The organism is Acetobacter sp. DmW_125128 (genome assembly GCF_008704325.1).
Taxonomy (GTDB): domain Bacteria; phylum Pseudomonadota; class Alphaproteobacteria; order Acetobacterales; family Acetobacteraceae; genus Acetobacter; species Acetobacter oryzifermentans.
The window spans coordinates 1-14,346 of sequence record NZ_VHOP01000017.1 but is presented as its reverse complement, the minus strand read 5'-3'; the positions used below and the strand labels follow the sequence as shown (position 1 = coordinate 14,346).

Annotated in this window: 19 protein-coding genes; 17 read left to right on the top strand and 2 right to left on the bottom strand. The window is 54.0% G+C overall.

The annotated features are described in order from the left end of the window. The 6 genes from rimM to leuB all read left to right on the top strand — a co-directional run bounded on the left by rimM (position 1) and on the right by leuB (position 5,010). Positions 1-543, top strand: a complete 543-nt coding sequence (gene rimM / locus FKW19_RS06450; protein WP_006116495.1) for a ribosome maturation factor RimM — start codon at positions 1-3, stop codon at positions 541-543. After that, positions 540-1,292: a tRNA (guanosine(37)-N1)-methyltransferase TrmD gene (gene trmD, locus FKW19_RS06445; protein ID WP_089179260.1), complete on the top strand. Its 753-nt coding sequence runs from the start codon at positions 540-542 to the stop codon at positions 1,290-1,292. Before rimM ends, trmD begins: the two co-directional genes overlap by 4 nt. A gap of 14 nt (positions 1,293-1,306) precedes the next feature. Further along, complete coding sequence (rplS, locus tag FKW19_RS06440) at positions 1,307-1,690, top strand: 50S ribosomal protein L19 (protein ID WP_035350614.1); 384 nt, start codon at positions 1,307-1,309, stop codon at positions 1,688-1,690. A gap of 153 nt (positions 1,691-1,843) precedes the next feature. Next, positions 1,844-3,247: a 3-isopropylmalate dehydratase large subunit gene (gene leuC / locus FKW19_RS06435; protein WP_063354281.1), complete on the top strand. Its 1,404-nt coding sequence runs from the start codon at positions 1,844-1,846 to the stop codon at positions 3,245-3,247. Then, positions 3,247-3,870, top strand: coding sequence for a 3-isopropylmalate dehydratase small subunit (gene leuD / locus FKW19_RS06430; protein ID WP_089179259.1), 624 nt, complete (start codon positions 3,247-3,249; stop codon positions 3,868-3,870). Before leuC ends, leuD begins: the two co-directional genes overlap by 1 nt. Positions 3,871-3,885: 15 nt before the next feature. Next, entirely contained in the window at positions 3,886-5,010 is a 1,125-nt protein-coding gene (gene leuB / locus FKW19_RS06425) for a 3-isopropylmalate dehydrogenase (protein WP_006116499.1), read from the top strand. Positions 5,011-5,161: 151 nt separating this feature from the next. Here the strand turns inward: leuB and rpsU are convergent, their stop codons facing one another. Continuing rightward, positions 5,162-5,365, bottom strand: a complete 204-nt coding sequence (gene rpsU, locus FKW19_RS06420) for a 30S ribosomal protein S21 (protein ID WP_003623949.1) — start codon at positions 5,363-5,365, stop codon at positions 5,162-5,164. 213 nt (positions 5,366-5,578) lie between these two features. Between rpsU and def the strand changes: the two genes are divergently transcribed. Genes def through FKW19_RS06395 form a run of 5 tightly spaced genes read left to right on the top strand, consistent with a single transcriptional unit; the run spans position 5,579 to position 9,410 of the window. Then, the gene (gene def / locus FKW19_RS06415; protein ID WP_006116500.1) at positions 5,579-6,103 is read left to right on the top strand and encodes a peptide deformylase; all 525 of its coding nucleotides are present in this window, start codon (positions 5,579-5,581) and stop codon (positions 6,101-6,103) included. Positions 6,104-6,106: 3 nt separating this feature from the next. Beyond that, a complete protein-coding gene (locus FKW19_RS06410; RefSeq protein WP_089179258.1) occupies positions 6,107-6,763 on the top strand; it encodes a rpsU-divergently transcribed protein in 657 nt (218 codons plus the stop codon). A gap of 21 nt (positions 6,764-6,784) precedes the next feature. Next, positions 6,785-7,306: a MarR family winged helix-turn-helix transcriptional regulator gene (locus tag FKW19_RS06405; protein ID WP_089179939.1), complete on the top strand. Its 522-nt coding sequence runs from the start codon at positions 6,785-6,787 to the stop codon at positions 7,304-7,306. Further along, positions 7,296-8,018 carry a response regulator gene (locus FKW19_RS06400; RefSeq protein WP_003623943.1) on the top strand — a complete coding sequence of 241 codons (723 nt, stop codon included), beginning with the start codon at positions 7,296-7,298 and terminating at the stop codon, positions 8,016-8,018. Before FKW19_RS06405 ends, FKW19_RS06400 begins: the two co-directional genes overlap by 11 nt. 9 nt (positions 8,019-8,027) lie before the next feature. Continuing rightward, positions 8,028-9,410: an ATP-binding protein gene (locus tag FKW19_RS06395; RefSeq protein ID WP_089179257.1), complete on the top strand. Its 1,383-nt coding sequence runs from the start codon at positions 8,028-8,030 to the stop codon at positions 9,408-9,410. 12 nt (positions 9,411-9,422) lie between these two features. On the opposite strand, the gene FKW19_RS06390 is transcribed toward FKW19_RS06395, so the two are convergent. Beyond that, positions 9,423-9,986 (bottom strand): outer membrane protein assembly factor BamE, encoded by a 564-nt coding sequence (locus tag FKW19_RS06390; protein ID WP_019088338.1) that lies wholly within the window; start codon positions 9,984-9,986, stop codon positions 9,423-9,425. A gap of 246 nt (positions 9,987-10,232) precedes the next feature. Here FKW19_RS06390 and FKW19_RS06385 point away from each other — a divergent pair, with 246 nt between their 5' ends. The 6 genes from FKW19_RS06385 to FKW19_RS06360 form a co-directional block, all read left to right on the top strand. After that, positions 10,233-10,787, top strand: coding sequence for a DUF177 domain-containing protein (locus tag FKW19_RS06385; protein WP_193561124.1), 555 nt, complete (start codon positions 10,233-10,235; stop codon positions 10,785-10,787). A gap of 165 nt (positions 10,788-10,952) precedes the next feature. After that, positions 10,953-11,156, top strand: a complete 204-nt coding sequence (gene rpmF, locus FKW19_RS06380) for a 50S ribosomal protein L32 (RefSeq protein WP_006116507.1) — start codon at positions 10,953-10,955, stop codon at positions 11,154-11,156. 87 nt (positions 11,157-11,243) lie between these two features. Next, positions 11,244-12,350, top strand: a complete 1,107-nt coding sequence (gene plsX / locus FKW19_RS06375) for a phosphate acyltransferase PlsX (protein WP_003623933.1) — start codon at positions 11,244-11,246, stop codon at positions 12,348-12,350. A gap of 64 nt (positions 12,351-12,414) precedes the next feature. After that, positions 12,415-13,395 (top strand): beta-ketoacyl-ACP synthase III, encoded by a 981-nt coding sequence (locus FKW19_RS06370; RefSeq protein WP_089179255.1) that lies wholly within the window; start codon positions 12,415-12,417, stop codon positions 13,393-13,395. Positions 13,396-13,467: 72 nt separating this feature from the next. Next, positions 13,468-13,788 carry an integration host factor subunit alpha gene (locus FKW19_RS06365; RefSeq protein ID WP_003623929.1) on the top strand — a complete coding sequence of 107 codons (321 nt, stop codon included), beginning with the start codon at positions 13,468-13,470 and terminating at the stop codon, positions 13,786-13,788. Continuing rightward, on the top strand, positions 13,781-14,346 hold a 566-nt coding region (locus FKW19_RS06360), incomplete at its 3' end, for a MerR family transcriptional regulator (RefSeq protein WP_150150642.1). The genes FKW19_RS06365 and FKW19_RS06360, both read left to right, overlap by 8 nt.

The following is a 14,346-nucleotide window of genomic DNA, read 5'->3' as shown; positions in this document are numbered from 1 at the left end:
ATGTGCTCAAACCTCATTCTGATGGGCGTTGTTGGTAAACCGCATGGTGTGCGCGGCCTTGTGCGTGTGCGCGCTTATGCGGAAAACCCACAAACGCTGGAGCAGTCTGGGGCATTGCAGGATGATCAAGGCCGTAAATGGTTCCTTAGTTGGCGTGGGGCGGATAGCGTGGCCGAATTGCGGGATGCCAATGGCACGCCGTTGGCCGATCGTGATGCCGCGCAGGCATTGGTAAACACCCGCCTGTATGTGCCGCGCACAGCTTTGCCTGAACCTGAGGAAGAAGAATTCTATCATGCTGATCTGATTGGTATGGAAGCATTCGAAAACGGTCTTTCTCTTGGTCGTGTTGTGATGGTGCATGATTATGGAGCTGGCGCCAGTCTGGAACTAAGTGATGGTTCCCTTGTTCCGTTTACTCAGGCCTGTGTGCCGCAAGTGCATCTGGAACAACGGACAATTACGGTGGTGCGCCCTGAAGAAGTTTCGGGCGAAGAAGGACGTGGCGTTGGTAAACGGCAGAAAACAGAGGTGCAGCCATGAACTGGCAGGCCACTGTGCTCACGCTGTTTCCTGAAATGTTTCCGGGCCCACTGGGGCTTTCCCTTGCAGGGCGAGCACTTGAAAAAGGCTTGTGGACATGTCGGACGGAAGATCTGCGGCGGCATGGTCTGGGCCGGCATCGTGCAGTGGATGATACACCGTTTGGTGGTGGTGCAGGCATGGTTATCCGCCCAGATGTGGTGGATGCTGCTTTTGCAACTTCTCAAGCGCCAGCGGATGTGCCGCGTGTGTATCTTACGCCACGTGGGCGGCCTTTAACGCAGCAGGATGTGCGGCGTTATGCGGCTGGTTCTGGGGTGTTGTTGCTGTGTGGTCGGTTTGAAGGTGTGGACGAGCGTGTGCTGCAAGCGCATGACGTCGAGCAGGTATCTATCGGAGATTACATTCTCTCTGGTGGGGAAACTGCTGCACTGGTGTTGCTGGATGCGTGTGTGCGCCTGCTGCCCGGCGTGATGGGGTGTGAAGAAAGTGGCGTAGAGGAAAGTTTTTCCGAAGGGCTGCTTGAATATCCGCACTATACCCGTCCTGCTGAATGGGAAGGGCGCGCTGTGCCGGAAATCCTGCTTTCGGGCAATCATGCCGCCATCGCGGCCTGGAGGCAGAAGCAGGCAGAAGAAATAACGCGGGAAAGAAGGCCGGATCTGTGGTCTGCCTGGCTGGCTCGCAAGGAAAGAAACATGGCTGAAGCTGTGGGCGGGGCCGCACAGACAGACCATTTTGGGGTTTGAGGAAGGATACCGACATGAACATCATTCAGCAGTATGAAGCTGCAGAAATTAAGCGTCTGACAGCAGAGCGCGCTGTTCCGGAATTCGAAGCCGGTGATACGGTGCGCGTTTCCGTTAAGGTGCAGGAAGGTGAACGTACCCGTCTGCAGGCTTTTGAAGGCGTTGTGATTGCCCGTTCCAACAAGGGCCTGAACAGCAACTTCACCGTGCGCAAAATTTCCAATGGTGAAGGTGTGGAACGTGTGTTCCCGCTGTACGCACCTACGGTGGCAGAAATCAAGGTTGTGCGTCGTGGTAAAGTGCGTCGTGCAAAACTGTACTACCTGCGTGGCCGTAGCGGTAAGTCTGCACGTATTGCAGAACGCCCGCGTGAAGTGGTTGCCCCGGCAGCCAACTAAAACCATATAACCGTTTACTGCGGTCTGATATGGTTTTTAAAACCCGGCTGGCCTATGTCAGTCGGGTCTTTTTGATATATAGGCATACCGCAACAGCACTGGCCCAAGTAGGTGTGCTGGTGCATGTAGTGTAAGAAATTAAAGGAGGGGGGCATGGGCCCGCGTACGTTGTTCGACAAGATCTGGGATGATCACGTCGTTGAAACTCTGCCGGACGGCACCTCCATTCTTTATATTGACCGGCACCTTGTGCACGAAGTCACCAGCCCGCAGGCTTTTGAAGGCTTGCGTCTGGCAGGGCGTAAACTGCGCCATCCGGAAAAAACGGTGGCGGTGGTTGACCACAATGTGCCCACGTCTGACCGTACCCAGCCGATTGAAGAAGCTGATAGCCGTAACCAGATTGAAACGCTGGAACGTAACGTTAAGGAATTCGGGGTTCCGTATTTCCCGCTGCTATCTGCCAATCAGGGTATTGTGCACGTTGTCGGGCCAGAGCAGGGGATATCTCTGCCAGGCATGACCATTGTGTGCGGTGATTCCCATACGTCTACGCATGGTGCTCTGGGTTCGCTGGCTTTCGGTATCGGTACATCGGAAGTTGAGCATGTTATGGCTACGCAGACCATTCTGCAGCGGCCAGCCAAAAACATGCGCGTTACGGTGGATGGCGCGCTGGGTGCTGGCGTTTCTGCCAAAGATATCATGCTGGCTATTATCGGGCACATTGGCACGGCTGGTGGCACAGGGCATGTTATTGAATTTGCTGGCTCCGCCATTCGTGGTCTGGACATGGCTGGCCGCATGACGCTGTGCAACATGGCGATTGAGGCCGGTGCACGTGCAGGCATGGTTGCGCCAGATGAAACCACATTTGAATATGTGCGTGGCCGCCCCTTTGCCCCCAAAGGCGAAGAGTTTGATAAGGCCGTTGTCTACTGGAAAACACTGGCTTCTGATGAAGGTGCGCATTTCGATAAGGAAGTGACGCTTCGGGCAGAAGATATCAGCCCTAGCCTGACATGGGGCACCAGCCCAGAAACAGTGCTGCCCATTACGGCTGCCGTGCCTAATCCTGCTGATGAAGCAGATGAAGCCAAGCGCACTCAAATGCAGCGCATGCTGGACTACATGGGGCTGGAAGCCGGGCAGAAAATTGCAGGCACACCTATTGATGTGGTTTTTATTGGGTCTTGCACCAACAGCCGCATTGAAGACCTGCGTGCCGCTGCGCAGATAGCGGCTGGCCGCAAGGTAGCTGAAGGCGTGCGCGCCATGATTGTTCCGGGTTCGGGCAACGTAAAGCGGCAGGCGGAAGAAGAAGGTCTGGATCAGATTTTTCTGGATGCCGGTTTTGAATGGCGTGAGGCCGGATGCTCTATGTGCCTCGGCATGAACCCGGATCGGCTGACACCGGGCCAGCGTTGCGCTTCTACATCCAACCGTAATTTTGAAGGGCGTCAGGGGCCGGGTGGTCGCACACATCTGCTGTCTCCAGCTATGGCTGCGGCTGCTGCCGTTACCGGGCGCCTGACTGATGTAAGGGAGCTGGCATAATGGAAAAGTTTACAACTCTGTCGGCCATTGCAGCAGCTCTGCCAGAAGCTAACATTGATACCGATAAAATTATTCCGGCACGGTTTCTTAAAACCACTCAGCGCACTGGTTTGGGCAAAAATGCCTTTGATGCTATGCGCTATCTGCCAGATGGCAAAGAAAACCCGGATTTTGTGCTGAATAAAGAGCCATGGCGCAAAGCCGAAATCCTGATTACCTATGATAATCTGGGTTGCGGCTCCTCTCGTGAGCATGCGCCTTGGGCATTGTTGGACTTTGGCATTCGGTGCGTGATTGCCCCTTCTTTTGCAGATATCTTTTTCAATAACTGCTTCAAAAACGGTATTTTGCCGATCCGTCTGCCGCGCGAAATTTGCGATGAGCTGATGGAGGATGCCAGCATGGGCAGCAATGCCCGCCTTACGGTTGATCTGCCCCGGCAGGTGATTGTGCGGCCAGATGGGCAGGAAGTGCCTTTTGAAATCGATCCGTTCCGTAAGCATATGCTGTTGGAGGGGCTGGATGATATTGGCCAGACACTTCAGCACGAAACAAATATCGAAGGGTATGAAAACCGGGAAAGCCGGGAAAAACCTTGGATGCCTTCCATTCATATTGATTGATTATTCTGGAGCTGCATGATGACTGCACAGAACACAGCCATAAAACTTCTTGTTCTGCCGGGTGACGGTATTGGCCCCGAAATCATGCGGGAAGTCCGGCACGTTATTGATTGGCTGGAAAGCCGTCGTGGCCTGTCCTTCGATATTACGGAAGATCTGGTTGGTGGTGCTTCTCTGGCAGAATACGGTGTGCCTATCCGTGATGAAGTGATCGAGAAGGCATGGGCTGCGGATGCTGTGCTGTTTGGCTCGGTGGGGGATCCGAAATGGGCACATGTGGGGTTTGAAAAGCGCCCGGAAGTAGCCATTCTCAAGTTGCGGCAGGAACTGGGGCTGTTTGCCAACTTGCGCCCTGCCAAAGTGTTTGATGCACTGGTTGATGCCAGCACGCTTAAGCCGGATGTGGTGCGCGGTCTGGATATTATGATCGTGCGTGAAACGGTGGGTGGTATCTATTTTGGCAACCCACGTGGTATTGAAACCCTGCCAGATGGCAGCAAGCGCGGTGTGAACACAGAAGTTTACACCACATCCGAAATTGAACGTGTGGCACGTGTGGCGTTTGATCTGGCACGCAAGCGGTCCAACCGTGTGTGCTCTGTTGAAAAATGCAATGTCATGGAAAGCGGCCTTCTATGGAAGGAAGTGGTGACAGATGTGCACGCCAAAGAATTCTCGGATGTAGAACTTTCTCACATGCTGGCCGATAACTGCGCCATGCAGATGGTGCGTAACCCGCGCCAGTTTGATGTGATTGTAACAGGCAACCTGTTTGGTGATCTGCTGTCTGACCTTGCATCTATGCTAACAGGCAGCTTGGGTATGCTGCCTTCTGCAACGCTTGGTGCTGTGCGTGAAAATGGCAAATTCCCCGCGCTGTATGAGCCCATTCATGGTAGTGCGCCGGATATTGCCGGGCAGGGCATTGCAAACCCAATTGCGCAGATTCTATCTTTTGCCATGCTGCTGCGTTACTCCCTGAATAAGCAGGAAGAAGCAAACATGATTGAGCAGGCAGTTTCCAACGTGTTGGAAAGCGGTCTGCGCACGGCAGATATCATGAGCGAAGGCATGGCGCGCGTTGGTACATCCGTTATGGGTGAAGCCATTGTGCGGGAGCTGGATAAGCTCCAGAAGTAACGCTTTTAGCAAGCTACCAGTTAAAAAAGCCGCTCCACTTTAGGTGGGAGCGGCTTTTTTATGTGCGCGAAGCTCTCAAACATAGCAGGCACAAAAAAGGCCGGAACATCCATAGGATGCCGGCCTTTTTTGGATAGAAGGATGGAAAGGCTTAGAAGCCTTCGCGTTCCAGACGCTTACGTTCCATCTTACGAGCACGGCGCACGGCTTCTGCCGCTTCACGGGCCTTACGCTCAGACGGCTTTTCGAAGTGCCGACGCAGCTTCATTTCACGGAAGATTCCTTCACGCTGCATTTTCTTCTTGAGCGCTTTAAGAGCCTGATCGACATTGTTGTCACGGACGAGAACGTGCACTTGGTCTCTAACCCCTGTTTCAGAAAAATCCGGGTAACCCGGCTTTTTGTAGATTATACGGAACCGGAACCGTCGCGGCCTTGCGGGGCGCCGATTCCTTTGTTGGCGGCCTCTATAACACGGCCTTTAGACAAGATACAATTTGTTCTTTCGTGTTTAAAATGCACTTCTGAGTGCTTTTATTGTGCAACCTCCATAGAAATGGGGTGAAAAATGGCAGTTCTTGCAATAGCCCGCATGGGGCACCCGGTTTTAAGGCAGTCCGCGCAGGAGGTGCCAGACCCCACAGCCCCAGATATTCAGCGCTTGATAGCCGATATGCGTGAAACTCTGGAAGAAAGCGGTGGCGTAGGCTTGGCGGCCCCACAGGTTTTTGTGTCTCAAAGGCTTTTTATTTACAGCGTGCCGTTGGCCCGCAGTGAAGGAGAAGATGATCCGCCTTTGCCTGTGCAGGCTTTGATCAACCCGATTTTAACGCCTGTTGATGATGAAACGCAGCTACGGGCGGAAGGCTGCCTTTCTCTGCCTGACCTGCGTGGGGAAGTGCCGCGTTATAAGCGCATATGGTATGCTGGGTTTGATCAGCATGGTCAGAAAGTGGAAGGCATGGCCACAGGCTTTCGGGCGCATGTCATGCAGCACGAAATGGATCATCTGGATGGAATCCTCTATCCCATGCGGATGACGGATATGAGCAAATTTGGATTTGCAAAAGAAATCACACGTTATGGGGCATAAAGCATGAGCACGGGTGCAGGTAAGATAAGTCAGGCTATCTCATTGGCAGTGGCAACTTTGGCTGCTGGCATTATGCCTGCGCCTTTGGAGCGTGACCCAGCGCGGGATGAGATCTTGCGTAAAATGGCTGCGGTGGCCGGAGAGCGCGGATGGGGCATGGATGTTCTGCTGCAAGTGGCAGGACCAGATGCGGACCTGCTGTTTCCGGGTGGGAGTGCGGAGCTTGTGGAAGCGTGGTTTGATCTGTGTGACAGAGATATGCTGGAAGCTATGTGGGATACGGAAGAAGCTCGACTAAGCCAGCGTGTAAGGCAGGCGCTGCTGTATCGGCTCCCAGCAGAGGCGTCTGTCCGTGCAGCCTCGCGTAAAGGTCTTTCTGTTTTGCTGGCACCGTGTGAGGGAAAAGCGCTGCGCCGAAGCATGATGCGCACCGTTAATGCCATCTGGCAGGCCGCGCAGGATGACTCTTCTGGGCTAACTTACATGACCAAGCGCCTGAGCTTGGGTGGCATATATGCCTCTGTGCTGCTGTACTGGCTGGCCCGTGGCGAGAATGAAGCCGCTTTGGCTGCGTTTGTGGACAGGCGTCTGGCAGATGTTCTGCGTTTTGGGCGTATCAAGGCCCGTATGGGTGGTCTTCCCTTTATGGCGCGCGCTTAAAAGCAGGGAGCCTGAATGCATATGTCCCTACCTCATGAAACAGCAGGGGCAGACCTGCTCTTTCTGCGGGAAGAACAATTGAGGCTGGCGCAAACCCTCATGTTTCTGGCATCGCGCGATATGGCGCAGGCTGTTGAGCCCGTTTTAGAAGAAGATGGTTTGGGGCACGCGCATTACCGGGTCTTGCAGGTTCTGGCATTTAGCCCCGGTATTCCAGTTAGCCGCCTTCAAGCTGTGTTGGGGGTGACAAAACAAAGCCTTGGCCGCACCATGCATGAACTGGAAGCAAGGCAGTATCTGGAAAGCCAACCGGGCCGCCAGGATAGGCGGCAGCGTCTGCTTTTTTTAAGCCCAGAAGGTAAGGCGGCAGAAGCCAGATTGTTTGCTGTTGTGCGCCAGCGCCTTGTGGCAGCGTACCGGGAGGCAGGAGGTGCCGCCGTAGAAGGGTTTCGGCGCGTGATGCGTGGAATGTTATCCGAGCAGAGTCGGTCTGTGCTGAATGAAGATGCAGCAGGCAAAAAAGGAGGGCGGCATGGAGCATGAGCGCGAGAGTGTGGAAGAAGATGTCGCCCCGCATGTTATCGTGGTGGATGATGATCCACGGTTGCGGCGGCTGTTGCAGCGTTACCTGTTTGAGCACGGTTTTCGGGTAAGCGTGGCGGCGAGTGCGGCAGAAGCACGGCAAACGCTGGAAGGTATTCAGCCCGATGCCATGGTGCTGGATGTGACCATGCCGGGTGAAAACGGTTTGGAGCTAACACGCGCACTGCGTGATGAAGGGCAGGAGCTTCCCATTCTGCTTCTTACAGCACGAGGAGAGCCAGCAGACCGCATTACGGGGCTGGAAGCTGGGGCAGATGATTATCTGGGGAAACCTTTTGAGCCGCGTGAGCTGCTTTTGCGCTTGAAAGCACATTTGCGCCGGCATCAGCCTGCTCCGGCCACGGATAATCTGCGCATCGTGCGGTTAGGGGATAAGGAGTTTGATCCGGTTCGGCTTATTCTTAGTGGCCCCAATGGCACCATCCATCTTACGGGAGGGGAGGCCGCTCTGCTTTCCGTATTGGCGCGCAGGCCTAATGATGTGTTCTCGCGGGAGGAAATTGCCAAGGCGCTGGATATGGCGGAAATTGGAGAACGCGCCGTAGATGTGCAGGTTACGCGTCTTAGGCGACGTATTGAGCCCGATCCCAAGGAACCACGATACCTGCATACCATTCGTGGGCGTGGGTATGTGCTCAAACCCGGGCTGTAAGACTAGATCATGCAGCGCAGCGGGCTAAAGCTTTTTCCATCCTCATTCTGGAAATCACGCAGGGTGGAAAAATCCATGCGGCGCGTGCTTCCACGTTCGCTTCTGGCGAGATCTTTGCTGATTGTGTTCATTCCCTTGCTGATCACGCAGGGCATTGCGCTGGAAGTGTTTTACGGTAATTTTCTACAGGTTGCCTCGCGGCGTCTTTCAGATTCCGTTACATCGGAAATTGTGCTCTCATTGAACGCCTTGGAGCATTTGAAAAAAACGGCAGACCGGCAGTGGTTTGTAGAGCAAGCCCAGCAACATTTGCAGTTGGTGGAATCGTGGCATTCCAATGCGCGGCTTAGGCGTTTTGGCTCTACCCATGTGTTGGGGCCTATGGATGAAGATCTGGCTCGCGCCTTACGTGCCTCCATTAGTTACCCGTTTTTTGTAAACTGGCGGGCAGACCCCCATACAGTCAAAATTTCCATTCAGTTGCCAGATGGTGTGCTGGATGTAGAAGCACCGCGTAAACGGTTGGATATGGGGCAGATCTGGCTGTTTGTGGCATGGGCTGTTGGTAGTTCCTTGCTGCTGTTTGTGATTGCCAGCCTGTTCATGCGTAACCAAGTGCGGGCTATCCGGCGGTTGGCCCATGCGGCCGAACAGTTTGGGCTTGGGCGTGATATTGGCCCTATTCGTCCGGCAGGGGCGCAGGAAGTGCGTAAAGCTGCTGTGGCCTTTAACCGCATGCAAGATCGGATTTACCGTTTTGTATCGCAACGCACGGGGGTTCTGGCGGGTGTATCGCATGATTTGCGCACACCACTCACCCGTTTGCGGCTTTCTTTGGACATGATGCCCCGTACCGGCATGGTACGTGCAGAGGATATTCAACCCGACGTGGAAGACATGATTGGTGATGTGGCTGAAATGGAGCACATGATTGCCAGTTATTTGGCCTTTGCACGGGGGGAAGGGGCCGAAAACGTTGCAGAAACCGAAATAGAACCCTTTTTGGAAGACGTGGCTGCTGCGGCCCGGCGGGCTGGCGCGCATGTTTTTTCTGTGCGTGTGGCACAGGGGTTGCGCGTGCATATGCGCCCAGATGCCATGCGCCGCGCATTAACCAATTTGGTGGATAATGCGCGGCGCTATGCAAAGCATATCAATTTAAGCGCTCAGGGCCGATCAGATGGCGTTGTGGTGATGGTAGATGATGATGGGCCGGGTATCCCTCCAGAACGTCGAGGCAGCGTTCTACGGGCTTTTGAGAGCGGGCGTGGGGGTGGAACCGGGCTGGGGTTAACAATCTCACGCGATATCGTGCGCGCACATGGCGGCGAGATGGAATTGCTGGATTCCCCAATGGGTGGCCTGCGCGTCAGGCTGTTCCTGCCGCGCTAGACCCGCTGGCAGTTACAGAGAGTTGCCAGAACCAAAGTGGCCTGGCCCCTGATTGTTCATGCCCATACCACCTGCGCCACCGCCTGCGGAGCCCGCGCCCATCATGTTCTGCATGGGGTTGTAGCGGCCCACGTTCCCCAGAATCTGCTGTAGGATGTTGATTTTTGTGCCCGGCGTGGGGGTGATGCTGTTGATCATGGCTACAGAGCGGGAATCTTTTTTGTTCAGTGTGCGTAAGCTCTGAAGGTTGCCTGCATCATCAAACTTCAGCACCACAACCTGCTGCTTGCCGATTCCCGGGAAATCCATGGGAATCAGATATGTGCTCATGGAAATATAGATCCATGTGTTGTCATCAAACGCTCCCTTGGTGGTGGGGGAGCCTAGCAGATCTAACGCATCGGCCCGTGTGCTGGCGCCGGGGATAAGCTGGTTGTAATCATCTGCCTCAATCAAAGAGCCACGGGGCGTGGGGGTTGGCCCAAACACGGCGCAGCCAGAAAGCGCTATTACTGCCGCCAACGCGCCGCAGGTATTCCGCAGACGTGATATTTTGTTCTGGCGTGGCTGCTTCATTCGGTTGAGGCTTCCCTAAGTATAACATTTAAGGCATCCGCACATCGCGGCCATGTAACAGTCGGATGCCTCAAACTGATACGAAGCGTCAATTACAGAATGGTTTTTTCCATTCGTTTTTACACTTTACCCCCTTTAGCTTTCCTTCAAAAAGCCCCAATTAGAAAAAGCGTTGCAGATGGGGATGTGCCCGTAAGTGTATGCGCCCCTGTAAACGATCTTCCTCTGCCAGCTCAGGAGGCTGCCATGTCTGAAAAACCAGAATTTTCCCGCCCAATGGCATTGCGCCGAATCGGAGGGCAGGAAACTGCAGTGACGGTGGAAGCAACAGAACAGGAATGTGCAGCGATTGCCCGCCGCCTTGGTTTGCCAAAAATTACACTTTTTCGCTGTCGGTATCTGCTTAAGGCCGATAGGCACAGCGTGGTGGAGGCAGAAGGTGCGCTGGCTGTTCATTATACGCAGACCTGCGTTGTCAGCCTTGAAAACTTTGAGGATGTTCTGGCAGGAGCATTCAACATTCGGTTTGTGCCTGCTGAACGGTTTGTAGAACCCGAAGAGCCTGATTTGGATGCAATTGATGAAATTCCGTATGAAGGGCAGGATATTGACTTGGGTGAAGCTGCTGTAGAGCAGTTTGCGCTTGATCTGGACCCATACCCACATGCGCCGGAAATTGATCTGCCAGAAGGCCTTGTTCTGAGCGAGGAAGAGGCAGAAAAACTTCTGGAAGAAGGGGAGCAGGATGAAAAGCAGAACCCCTTTGCGGCCCTATCTCGGCTAAAACCGGGGAAGGCCTGATCTAGGCGCGGTACGGGTTTTCTTTCCGGATTGCTTGCGAAAATGCTTGCTGTCTGCTAGAGGCCCCGGCTCAGTCTGGTGATAAACCTGTGTTGTTGTTCGGTGGGGTGAAAAAACACGCTGCCGGGCGTTTTTAAACCGTTTTTCAAGAGGGGGCTCGGGCTCATGGCTGTACCCAAGAAGAAAACCTCGCCTTCACGTCGTGGCATGCGTCGCAGCCATGAAGCTCTGAACGTGGAAGCTTTTGCTGAATGCTCTAACTGTGGCGAACTGAAGCGCCCGCACCATGTGTGCAGCCATTGTGGCCATTACGATGGTCGTGAAGTGGTTGCTTCTGGTAAGGCACTTAAGGTTGCTGTCCGCGCTTAATAGCGTGGGTTTGCGGTAAAACGCGCATTGCAGCGTGATGCGCGTTCTGTGGGAGCAAGGCATCTGCGGTATGGCAGAGAAGCAGGCATGAACAAGACCGAGATTCCAGATAATTCCCTTTCTGAACAGGACGAGGTGTTCAGCCTTGCCGTGGATGGAATGGGAGGTGATGGGGCTCCGGAAGTTGTTGTCGCCGGGCTCGCCGCCGCCGCTGAACGGCACCGAGGCATCAAGGTGCTGCTGCTGGGGGATGAATCCCAGTTGCGGCCTTTGCTGGCAAAGTACCCCAAGGCTGCATCCATATGCACTATCTCGCATACGGATCAGTCTATCCCAATGGATATGAAGCCAACATCTGCTTTGCGGATGCGGCGATCGTCCATGCGCCTTGCCATGGATGCCGTGGCAAGTGGCCGCGCCCGTGGTGTGGTTTCTGCTGGTAACAGCGGTGCCATGCTGGCTTTGGCCAAGATTGTTGTTAAAACCCTTCCGGGTATTTCCCGTCCGGCCATGGCGGCCATCAGCCCTACCATCAAGGGTGATGTGGTCATGCTGGATTTGGGTGCGAATGTGGCGTGTGACTGGCGCAACCTTGTAGAGTTTGCCGTAATGGGTGAAGCTTTTGCCAAGGCTGTGTTGGGGCTGCCTGCGCCCTCTATCGGGTTGCTCAATATCGGTTCGGAAGAGCTGAAGGGTGATGAAAAGCTGCGTGTAGCAGCAGAAGCCCTGCGAGAAAGCCCACTGGCTTCGCAGTTCCATGGTTTTGTGGAAGGGCATGATATTACCGCAGGCACAACCGATGTGGTTGTAACTGATGGGTTTACCGGAAATGTCGCGCTTAAAACCGGGGAAGGGGTGCTTAAAATGGCAACCACTCTCCTGCGGCGCGTATTTAAGCGTGGTATTGTTTCCAAAATTGGATATCTGCTTGTGCGTCCGGGTTTGGAACGCATGAAGGAATGGCTTGATCCGCGCCGTTACAATGGGGCCGTTTTTGTAGGCCTGAACGGTGTGGTTGTTAAGTCTCACGGCGGCACGGATGCAGAAGGTTTTGCCGCAGCGGTTGATGTGGCGATGGATATGGTGACGCACGGATTTAATGACAGTATCCGTGATCGTCTCTCCCATATGAGTGCACTTCTCTCTCCCCAGCAAAATGCGGAGGAGCGCGAGCCAGCGGTTCCCGTTTCCTGATTGGTACAAGACTGTCTGATCAGTAGCGGCATGTTGGGTCGCTACCGCATGCTGTTGGCTGATAATGAAAGAACGGTTTATGGCGAAACGTTCGCTTCTGGTAGGGTTTGGCGGTTTCCTGCCAGATCGGGTTGTCAGCAATGCAGAGCTGGCAGAACGTCTTGAAACATCAGATGAATGGATCAAAACCCGCACAGGTATCACCCGCCGCCATCTTGTTGGGCCGAATGATACGGCAGCCAGCATGGGGGCAGAGGCCGCACGGCGCGCCTTAGATTATGCGGGGCTAACGGCTGAAGATATTGATGCAGTTTTTGTGGCGACAGCTACGCCAGATCAGGCTTTTCCTGCAACGGCTGTACGTGTTCAGGCCGCATTGGGCATGAAGCAGGGCTTTGGCTTTGATATTACAGCCGCGTGCTCTGGCTTTATTTTTGCACTTTCCACCGCAGATGCGTTTATCCGTTCCGGTCAGATTCGGAATGCGCTGGTTATCGGTTCTGAAGTGTATTCCCGCATCATGGATTGGGAAGACCGTACAACCTGTGTGCTGTTTGGAGATGGTGCTGGTGCAGTCGTGCTTTCTGCCTCGGATGAGCCGGGTGAGCGCGGTATTCTTTCCACGCATTTACATTCCGATGGTACAGCGGGCGATCTGTTGTATGTGGATGGTGCCGTGGGGCAGCCAGATAAAAGCGGACATCTGAAAATGAGCGGGCGTGATGTGTTCCGCCATGCCGTTGGCAAACTTTCTTCTTCTGTAGATGAAGCGCTGGAAGCTGAAGGCCTTTCTTACGCAGATGTAGATTGGCTGGTGCCGCACCAGGCGAATATCCGCATTATTGAAGGCGTTGCGAAAAAGCTGAACCTGCCTGCTGAGCGGGTGGTGATAACGGTTGATCGGCATGCCAATACCTCAGCGGCATCTGTGCCTTTGGCATTGGATGAGGCTGTGCGTGATGGACGTATCCAGAAAGGTGACCTGGTTTTGATGGAAGCCTTGGGTGGTGGTCTGACATGGGGTTCCGCTTTAGTAAGGCTATAATTTTAGAACATATTGTAAGCACAACTGCGTGAATGAATTGACGCGGCGTGTAAGCGTGTTACTTTAATTTTTATGGAAACTGTCACACGTGCATCCTTGATAGAGCAGATCTATCAGCAGGTTGGCCTGTCTCGTAAAGAATCCTCCGTTCTTCTGGAAGATGTTCTGGAGACGGTGATGGACGCTCTTGAACGCGGCGAAAGTGTTAAAATCAGCGGGTTTGGCACTTTTTCGGTTAGGAAAAAAGGCCAACGGAGCGGTCGTAATCCGAAAACGGGTGAGGAAGTTCCGATTTTGCCGCGCTCGGTCTTGGTCTTTCGTCCGAGTCAGCTTCTGCGCGCTGAAGTAAACCACGAAACGCTAGATGCAGAAGCGGAGCATGATCATGACTGATGAGGCGCAGACTTTTTCCGAAACAGGGGGAGAGCAGTCTCCTCCGGCAACGGAAAATGTAAGCACGAATTCAGCGCCTTCCGATAAAGGGCCCTTTGCTTTTCGGACAATCAGCGAAGTGGCAGATGAACTTCATGTGCCGCAGCATACCCTTCGGTTGTGGGAAACGCAGTTCCATCAGGTGCGTCCGTTAAAGCGCGGTGGTGGCCGCCGGTATTATCGGCCAGCCGATATAGAGCTTTTACGCCATATTGCAGATTTGCTTTACACTCAGGGTTATACCATCAAAGGTGTGCAGCGGATTCTGCAAAGCGGTGGTGTGCCTACACCTGAAACAGCCCCACAAGATGAGGCTGAAAAGCAACCAGAAACTGCAACAGAGGTAACTGAACCATCTGAAGCTGTAGTAGAAAAATCTGAAATTGTAGAAGATTCTGCCGAAAAAGCAGTTGCTGTGGATGATAATGCATCCACAATCCAGCCAGAGCCAGAGCCAGAGCCAGAGCCAGAGCCAGAGCCAGAGCCAGAGCCAGAGCCAGAGCCAGAGCCAGAGCCAGA